This is a genomic window from Acidovorax sp. GW821-FHT10E03 (assembly GCF_059415205.1).
Window position 1 is genome coordinate 344,324 of the sequence record NZ_JBWKMU010000007.1, and the last position, 8,163, is coordinate 352,486.

Below are 8,163 nucleotides of genomic sequence, written 5' to 3' on the forward strand. Positions count from 1 at the left end.
CATGACACAGTCCTTCACTCGCAGTGCACCGTGGCGCCATGCTCAGGGCCTAGTGAAGCTCAGCCGCAAAGGGAGCAACACCGCGCTCCTCTGCGGCCTGCTGCTCGTGGCAGGCATCCTGGCGGCCACGGCCTGGATAACCCTGAACGACCGCACCAAGGCCATCGCCTCGGACACTGAGAAGGCCGAGCTCCTGGCGCGCGTGCTCGAAGACCAGACGACCCGCACGGTGGAAAGCGGCCTCTTCATCCTCGCCACAATGAGCGATGCCAATGCATTGCACGCCCCCGGGGCCGACCTGCCGCGCACCGAGGCATTCCTGCGAGAGGCGCTGGCAGGAGTCCCCTTCTTGCGCACGGTTCTGGTTTCCGATGCCACAGGGCTGGTCATCGCCAGCAGTTCGCCGCAGGAGTCGGGGGTGACCATTGATCTTCGCAAACTGGGGCCGAGCCCGCAGAAGGGCAAGACCACCTTTGGTCCCTGGATCGCGGGCCGGGGGGTGGGTAGCCTGCGCGCCGACGCACCGCGAGGCGCCACCCCGACGGGCCTGGGCTTCATTCCGCTCATGCGCAAATTCGTCACGCCCGATGGCCAGGACCTGTTGCTGATCGGGTTGATCAACCCCGACTCGCTGGCCAATCAGCAGCAGTTGGCCGTAGGCCAGGTCGGCTTCAACTCTGCGATCGCATCGTATGACGGAAAGATTCTCGCGACCTCTCAAGAGACTTCACTCCGCAGCGGACAGGCCAGCGACATCCCCGTACTTCGCGGGGATCTCCCCTCGCGCGAGCATGGCAGCTACGTGGGCCAGGGACTGGGTGGTGGCAACCAGATCGTCGCATTCCGCCTGTCCAGGACCCAGCCGTTTGTTGTTCTCGTTGAGGAACCACTGGATGCCGCGATCACCCGATGGTGGACCGAATCACAGGACTACATCTGGCTCAGTTGCGCAGCGACCATGGTGGTGCTGCTGCTTACCCTCGTGGCATGGCGCAGCCTTCGCTCACGGGAGGCCGCCAGCCACGCCTCCCGACAGGCCCAGATCCGCATTGAACACAGTGAACGCGAGCTCGCGGTGCTAATGCGCAGCGTGCAGGAGGTCATCTTTCGCACCGACACCGCGGGACGAATCACCTTCGTCAACGCACGCCTGGCATCGCTGATTGGTGGCAGCGAATCTGCCGCCATAGGCCGTCCGCTGCAGGAACTGGTGGAGCCCGGCAGCAGGCCTGCGGTGGAAGGTCTGTTTGCCAACGGCGAAGCGGGCGGTGTGCGCAACTGCCAGGCCATGATGCATATCGAAAATGGACGCCAACTATTGTTCGACGTGGCACTGGTGCCGCTGCTCGACGAGGGCGCAGTCATAGGCTTCGCGGGCAGTGCGGTGGACGTGACAGAGCGCTGGGTCGCACAGCAGAGCCTCCAGGCCGAGCTGGAATTTCGCGGCCTGATGCTGGAGATGAACCCCCTGCCGATCTCGATGACCGACATGCAGAGCCACCTGGTACTGGTGAACCGCGCCTGGGAGGAATACAAGGGGCGCCAGCGCGCAGACGTGATAGGGCTACGCCTAGCGGACTTCCTGCCCTCAGAAGAGGCCGCCGTTCATCAGGCTGCAGATAGGCAGTTGCAGCACCAGGGCGGCCAGGTGATGTTCGAGACCCGCGTGCTCTACGGTGGGAAATCCTGGCGCGATACGCGCGTGACGAAAGCGGTGGTGATAGATCCCCGCGGACGGGCCACCGGTATTCTCTGCACGCTGATGGATATCAGCGACTTCCGCGAAGCCGAGCGGCTGACCCGCGAGGCGCACGAGGCCGCAGAGGAGGCGTCTCGTTCCAAATCCGAGTTCGTGGCCAACATGAGTCATGAGCTACGCACACCGCTGCAATCCATCATGGGGTTTTCGGAACTGGGCATGCTGCGTGGCAAGGCGGATGCCCGTACAGCCGGCATGTTCGAAGACATACACCGCTCCGGCGAACGCATGCTTTCGCTGGTCAACGACCTATTGGACGTAGCCAAGTTGGAGAGTACCGTGGGCACTTTCCACCTGGAGCGGGTGGATCTGCGTGGCGTCATCCTCCCCGTGCTGCGCGAGCTGGAGCCACTGCTGGCCCAGCGCAAGCAGCACCTGGAAGTAGCGCTTGGCGACCTGCCGCTCACGGCCAAGGTCGATCCGGTGCGTTTCCAGCAGGTGATCCGCAATGTAATTGCCAATGCTATCAAATTCTCTCCCGAGGCATCGTCCATCACCCTGTTGGGCAGGATCGACCGCAGGGGCCAGATCCGGCTGGCCGTGCGCGACCACGGCCCGGGCATCCCGCACGAAGAGCTCAGCGCCATCTTCGAGGCCTTCAAGCAGTCAAGCAAGACCAAGGACGGCTCGGGTGGTACGGGCCTGGGCCTGGCCATTTGCAAGAAGATCGTAGAGGCCTTGGGCGGGCAGATCTACGCAGAGAACGTGCGGCAAGGCGGCGCGGTGTTCCACATCATCCTGCCCGCACGCGGCGCCAGCGTAACCATGCCGGCCGAGCTTTAACAGCAAGCCACGCTCGCTCCTGAGTTGCAGCGAACAGCTTCGACAGGAAACCTGCGCCTGCAGGATTTCGAAGACCACCTGTCCACCCGCATATCACCGCCGCATCGGCGCTGGCACCTGCCTCACGAGCGCCCACTTTCCGGGACATGAAAGAAGCGCCTCGCCGCCCGCATCCCGAAGCCATGGCCGCCTCAACTCCAGCAATCCAGAGCATCGGAATTCACTCTTTAATTCGGCAAAAACGATGAATAAAGATCTCTCGCCACAAAAAAAGTGATACAAACACTTGTATTTATCATTTTCATCATTACAATCACTGAAAATTACTTTCACCCGATGGAGATGACAGGTATGAATTCAGATAGCACTCATTTTGCCCCTCACATGCGTTCGAGCACCGTGCTGACGGCCGGGGAGTACCTCGCATTTCGCCTAGGCCAAGAAACCTACGGTGTCAGCATTCTGGGGATCCAGGAAATCCGCTTCTATGAGCAACCGACACGCATTGCTGGATCGCCACCCTACGTGCGAGGCATTCTCGACCTGCGCGGGGTGAGCGTACCGGTACTCGACTTGCGCGTGTGCCTTGGAGTAGAGGCCCACTTTGATGCCGCCACCGTCACCGTGGTGATCACCCCGGACGGACAGCAAACCGTGGGAATGGTTGTCGACTCAGTCTCGGACGTAGTTGCCTTGCAGGAAGACCAACTGCGCGCCATGCCCGCGCTGAGCGAGCACGAAGAAGCCCACTACATCCAGGGGCTGGCTTGCATCACGCAAGAGGGCCTGGAGCGCACCCTGCTGCTTCTGGACATTCCCCAATTGATGAACCACGTCCAAAGCGGTGTTACCGAAACCATTTAAGAGAATTTTCCATGAACAACTTTCACAACATGACAGTGCGCGCGAAGCTGACCCTGGCCTTCGGGGGGCTTGCCATCCTGGTGCTGCTGATCTCGGGCCTGTCCTGGAAGGCCCTGTCAGATGCCAATGGTGCCTTCGAGCACTATGTCACGGGCATCAATGCCCGCGGCGACATGGCCCAGAGCGTTCGCACTGCGGTTGACCGGCGCGCCCTGGCTGCGCGAAACCTGGTCCTGGTAACCAAGCCTGACCAGCTGGCCGAAGAAAAGGCTGAAGTGCTCAAAGCCCAGGAGGACGTGAAGGAGCGGCTGGGCAAGCTCAAGAGGATGATCGCCACGGCGGACGACGCCAGCGAGAAAGCGCGTGGCTTGGTGGCCGAAATGGACGCCATTGAGGCACGCTATGGCCCCGTTGCCCTCGCCATCGTGGATCTGGCGCTGAACAACAAGCGTGACGAGGCCATCGCCAAGATGAATGACGAATGTCGACCTTTGCTTGCCGCACTCATCAACAAGACGAGCGAATATGCAAGCGTGACGAACAAGCGTGCAGACGAAATGACGGAGGAGTCAGCCGCACGCTTTGCGGTGCAGCGCAATTTGCTGCTGGCAGCATGTGTGATAGCGTTCTTGGCCGCCGCCCTTGCTGGCGCACTCATCACCCGCAGCCTGACCCGCGCACTGGGAGCCGAACCGGCCAAACTCGGGGAGGCGGCACAGCGCGTGGCCAATGGCGATTTGAGTCCTGTGCACGGTGTCAGCAATGCCCACGGCGGCAGCGTGCTGGCTTCATTGGGGTCGATGCAGGCCAAGCTCGCAGAAATCGTGGGCCAGGTTCGCGGTGCGTCGGACTCGATTGCCACCGGTTCTACACAGATTGCCACCGGCAACATCGACCTGAGCCAACGCATCGAAGAACAGGCCAGCGCACTACAGCAGACGGCATCCACCATGGAAGAGCTTGGCACCACTGTGCGGCACAACGCCGACAACGCCAACCAGGCCAACCAGTTGGCCGTGGGTGCAAGCCAGGTGGCAGTGAAAGGCGGCCAAGTTGTTAACCAGGTCGTGGATACCATGAAGGGCATCAACGACAGCAGCAGAAAGATTGTCGACATCATCAGTGTGATCGACTCCATCGCCTTCCAAACCAACATCCTGGCGCTCAATGCCGCAGTGGAGGCGGCCCGCGCCGGTGAACAGGGGCGAGGATTTGCTGTGGTAGCGAGCGAAGTGCGCAGTCTCGCCCAGCGCAGCGCGCAAGCCGCCAAGGAGATCAAGACCCTGATCACCGACAGCGTCTCACAGGTGGAGCAAGGCTCAGCGCTGGTGGACCAGGCAGGCCACACCATGCAGGAAATCGTGGACTCCATCCGTCGCGTAACCGACATCATGGGCGAGATCAGTGCCGCGAGCCGTGAGCAAAGCACCGGCGTGAGCTCGCTGGGCCAATCGGTGGCACAGATGGATCAGGTCACGCAGCAGAACGCAGCCCTCGTCGAGGAAAGCGCCGCCGCCGCGCAGAGCCTGCAGCTGCAGGCCGAGCAACTCGTGCAAGCCGTTGCCGTATTCCAGCTACCAGAGCTCGATGGGACGCACGCAGCGGCGCCACGCCTCATCCCCGCTGAGCGCCGCAAAGCCGACCGCAGCAGCAATCTCGGCGTGGCACGCATCTCGGGTACACGCCCAGTGAAGGCTGCAGCCGCCACCTCCGGTGCAAGCGAAGGCACTGGAGAATGGGCAAACTTCTGATCCGCAGCAGTTGCCGCGTTGAATCCGCCGGGACATCAATGCCACCACGGGCCTAGCTGACGATCCTTGTCCCACCAGCGATGAGCACTGTCAGCGGGCGGCGTGCGGCAAGCCAGACTGCGGGTCGCGCCTCTCCTGGAACATGGAACGGCGCGGTAAACGCGGCCGAGCTCCTTGCTCCCTGACAGGCAAGCAACGAGGCGGTCGAGACACCGCGAAGAATCCATTGGCCTCCGTATGAACCTTTCCGACCTTATTGTTTCTCAAGCGCCTGATGGCATCCTTTTTGTATCGGACAGCGGTGCAATCGCACTCGTGAATGAAGCCCTGTGCCACCTGTCTGGCTACCAGGCCTACGAACTGATTGGACAGCCCATCGAGCTATTCTTGCCAGCCGACCTTCGCAGACTGCATGTGGAAAGCAGAGTGGTCTACCTCCAGGATCCCAAGCGGCGGGCCATGGGAGCCGCAGGCGATCTGACCCTGCTGCGAAAAGACGGTCGCAACGTACCCGTAGACGTTGCGCTGAGTCGCGTTGATGACCAAGGTCAGACCGGTACGATCGCTTTTGTTCGTGACACCAGCGAGACCAAACAGTCCCAGCGGCAGATGCAGCACCAAGCAACGCACGACGCTCTGACTGGACTGGCCAATCGCTGGCTGCTCACTGAATGTCTCCATCAGTCTCTTTCAGCCGCTAGGCTCTCTGGCCGACAGGTGGGACTGCTGCTTCTGGATCTTGATGGCTTCAAGTCGGTCAACGACTCGTTCGGGCATGCCATCGGGGATCATTTGCTGGCGGAAATAGCCGCAGTTCTTAAGGCGCAAGTCCGGGCCAGCGACGTCGTTGCACGCATTGGCGGAGATGAGTTTGTCGTTCTGCTGCGGGACATCGAGAAACTTTCCGATGCAGTCCTAGTTGCAGACAAACTCGTAGCGGCGCTGTCGCGTCCTCGCACAGTCGATGGGTTCCCGGTCAAGACCGGCTGCAGCATGGGCATAGCGATGTACCCCGTAGACGCACAAGGGCCTGAAGAGCTACTGCGCTGCGCTGACCTCGCCATGTACCACGCAAAAGCACAGGGCCGCGGGCGCAGCATCGTGTTTTCACCGGGCATGTCTGATGTGGTCGCAGCAGCCAGACGTACCTGAACGGGCGATACAAAACGTCGCTTCAATGCGCACTCAGTGTAGCCAGAGAGCGGTCCAACCGGTGCCACCACCAACCGTGGGCAAGGTGCACGCAGTGCCGAGCCCATGTTCCGAAACTCATCATGCTAAAAAGAATCCACATTGGACACCTCGACCTGGGCATGTACGTGCACGATTTCTGCGGCTCCTGGATGGACCACCCCTTCTGGCGGGCCAAGTTCCTCCTTAAGGATTCCAAGGATCTGGCGCGCATCAAGGCAGCCTCGATCGAGGAGGTCTGGATCGACACATCCAAAGGGTTTGAAGTGGCCGCCGGTGTGCGATCTGTCTCGCGCGAGGAGGCCGACTTCCAGGTGGAGACCGATTTCGGCATGCTCGACAAGCTGCCGCCTCTGCAGGTGGACCCACCTTCCCCGCCCTCGCCTCCCCCTGCACCCCGGCGCGCGCGTGGCCGGGCCGCCGCCAGCATGCACAGCGAGTTGCAAGCGGCGGCCTCGATCTGCGGCGAGGCCAGGCAGGCCATGGTCTCGATGTTCAGCGAGGCGCGCATGGGCAAGGCGGTCAACGCGGAGAACGCCCGCAGCTTGGTCGAAGAAATTTCGGACTCGGTCACCCGCAACCCAAGCGCCCTGATCAGCCTGGCTCGCCTGAAGACGGCCGACGACTACACCTACATGCATTCGGTAGCGGTGTGCGCGCTGATGGTGGCACTGGCCAAGCAGATTAAGCTGAACGAGGAGCACACGCGCGTGGCCGGGATGGCGGGGCTTCTGCATGACCTGGGCAAGGCGGTTATTCCTCTGGCCGTGCTCAACAAGCCAGGCAAGCTCACCAATGAAGAGTTCACCGTGATCCAGAGCCATCCCGAGCAGGGTTACCTCCTGCTCAAGGAGGGAGGCAGCGTGGAAGACGCCGTTCTGGACGCATGCCGTCACCACCACGAGAAGATGGATGGATCGGGCTACCCTGACAAACTCAAGGGAGAAGAGATTAGCTTGATCGCGCGCATGACAGCTATCTGCGACGTCTACGACGCCATCACCTCCGACCGCCCCTACAAACGCGGATGGGACCCCGCGGAGTCGCTGCGCCGCATGGCCGAGTGGACCAAAGGCCATTTCGATCCCCGCCTGTTCCAGGCGTTTGTGAAGAGCATCGGTATCTACCCGGTGGGCTCGCTCGTGCGGCTGAGCTCCGGTCGCCTTGGCGTGGTGGTCGAGCAGGGGCAGAAATCACTGACCTCGCCCAAGGTGAAGGTCTTTTTCTCTACCAAGTCGGACATGCGCATTCCGCCCACCGTCATCGATCTGGCCGACCCCAATTGCACGGAGAAGATTGCGGCCCGGGAGGACCCGGACCAATGGAAGTTTTCAGACCTGAACGAGCTGTGGTCAGGCCTCCCATTACCGGTCCGCTGAACGCAAGATGCAGCAGCCCCGGGCGAAGGCGATAGCCCGCCACGCCGGCTGTCCACCACCCATATGATCGGTATCCACGTGAATTTCTTCGGAGTTCCTGTGATAAGCCGGGTATAGAGTCACCGACCTGCGCGAAGTAGGCATGCAAGGTATCGTCCACCTGGGGTCGATTAAGAGCATGTCCAAACTACAAGGCTCGCCCTTGTCCAAGCTCCGCTCGCTGCGGGCGCGGCGCTTTTCTTTGCTACATCCGATGCCGGGGACTTCGGCCCTGCGGGCCTATGCGCTGCGCTTGCCTCCAGGGAATCGGCCATGCGGTCCCATCCCCGCCGCGCTGCGCTTGGCGCCCCTTCAAGACCTGAATCGCCCCGGGTTTTCTAGACACCTCTGAGCCTCAAACCTGAGGCCCAATAGGAGGTGCCATGAGTAAGCAAAG

General features: G+C 61.6%; 5 protein-coding genes. All 5 read left to right on the plus strand.

Annotated elements, in window-relative coordinates; all coding sequences use genetic code 11:
- The first annotated feature begins 1 nt into the window (after nt 1).
- The 5 genes from AC07OD_RS15015 to AC07OD_RS15035 all read left to right on the plus strand — a co-directional run bounded on the left by AC07OD_RS15015 (nt 2) and on the right by AC07OD_RS15035 (nt 7,727).
- Nucleotides 2-2,542 carry a sensor histidine kinase gene (locus AC07OD_RS15015; protein ID WP_494597365.1) on the plus strand — a complete coding sequence of 847 codons (2,541 nt, stop codon included), beginning with the start codon at nt 2-4 and terminating at the stop codon, nt 2,540-2,542.
- Nucleotides 2,543-2,926: 384 nt separating this feature from the next.
- Nucleotides 2,927-3,406, plus strand: a complete 480-nt coding sequence (locus AC07OD_RS15020) for a chemotaxis protein CheW (RefSeq protein WP_494597366.1) — start codon at nt 2,927-2,929, stop codon at nt 3,404-3,406.
- A gap of 11 nt (nt 3,407-3,417) precedes the next feature.
- A complete protein-coding gene (locus AC07OD_RS15025; protein WP_494597367.1) occupies nt 3,418-5,157 on the plus strand; it encodes a methyl-accepting chemotaxis protein in 1,740 nt (579 codons plus the stop codon).
- A 237-nt stretch (nt 5,158-5,394) separates the two neighbouring features.
- Entirely contained in the window at nt 5,395-6,309 is a 915-nt protein-coding gene (locus AC07OD_RS15030; RefSeq protein WP_492807673.1) for a diguanylate cyclase domain-containing protein, read from the plus strand.
- Nucleotides 6,310-6,431: 122 nt separating this feature from the next.
- Nucleotides 6,432-7,727 carry a cyclic di-GMP phosphodiesterase gene (locus AC07OD_RS15035; protein WP_494597368.1) on the plus strand — a complete coding sequence of 432 codons (1,296 nt, stop codon included), beginning with the start codon at nt 6,432-6,434 and terminating at the stop codon, nt 7,725-7,727.
- Nucleotides 7,728-8,163: the final 436 nt, after the last annotated feature.

Excerpts from the sequence above, each read along its gene's own strand:
- AC07OD_RS15015 (WP_494597365.1), top strand. The coding sequence starts at position 2 with ATGACACAGTCCTTCACTCGCAGTGCACCGTGGCGCCATGCTCAGGGC.
- AC07OD_RS15020 (WP_494597366.1), top strand. The coding sequence starts at position 2,927 with ATGCGTTCGAGCACCGTGCTGACGGCCGGGGAGTACCTCGCATTTCGC.
- AC07OD_RS15025 (WP_494597367.1), top strand. The coding sequence starts at position 3,418 with ATGAACAACTTTCACAACATGACAGTGCGCGCGAAGCTGACCCTGGCC.
- AC07OD_RS15030 (WP_492807673.1), top strand. The coding sequence starts at position 5,395 with ATGAACCTTTCCGACCTTATTGTTTCTCAAGCGCCTGATGGCATCCTT.
- AC07OD_RS15035 (WP_494597368.1), top strand. The coding sequence starts at position 6,432 with ATGCTAAAAAGAATCCACATTGGACACCTCGACCTGGGCATGTACGTG.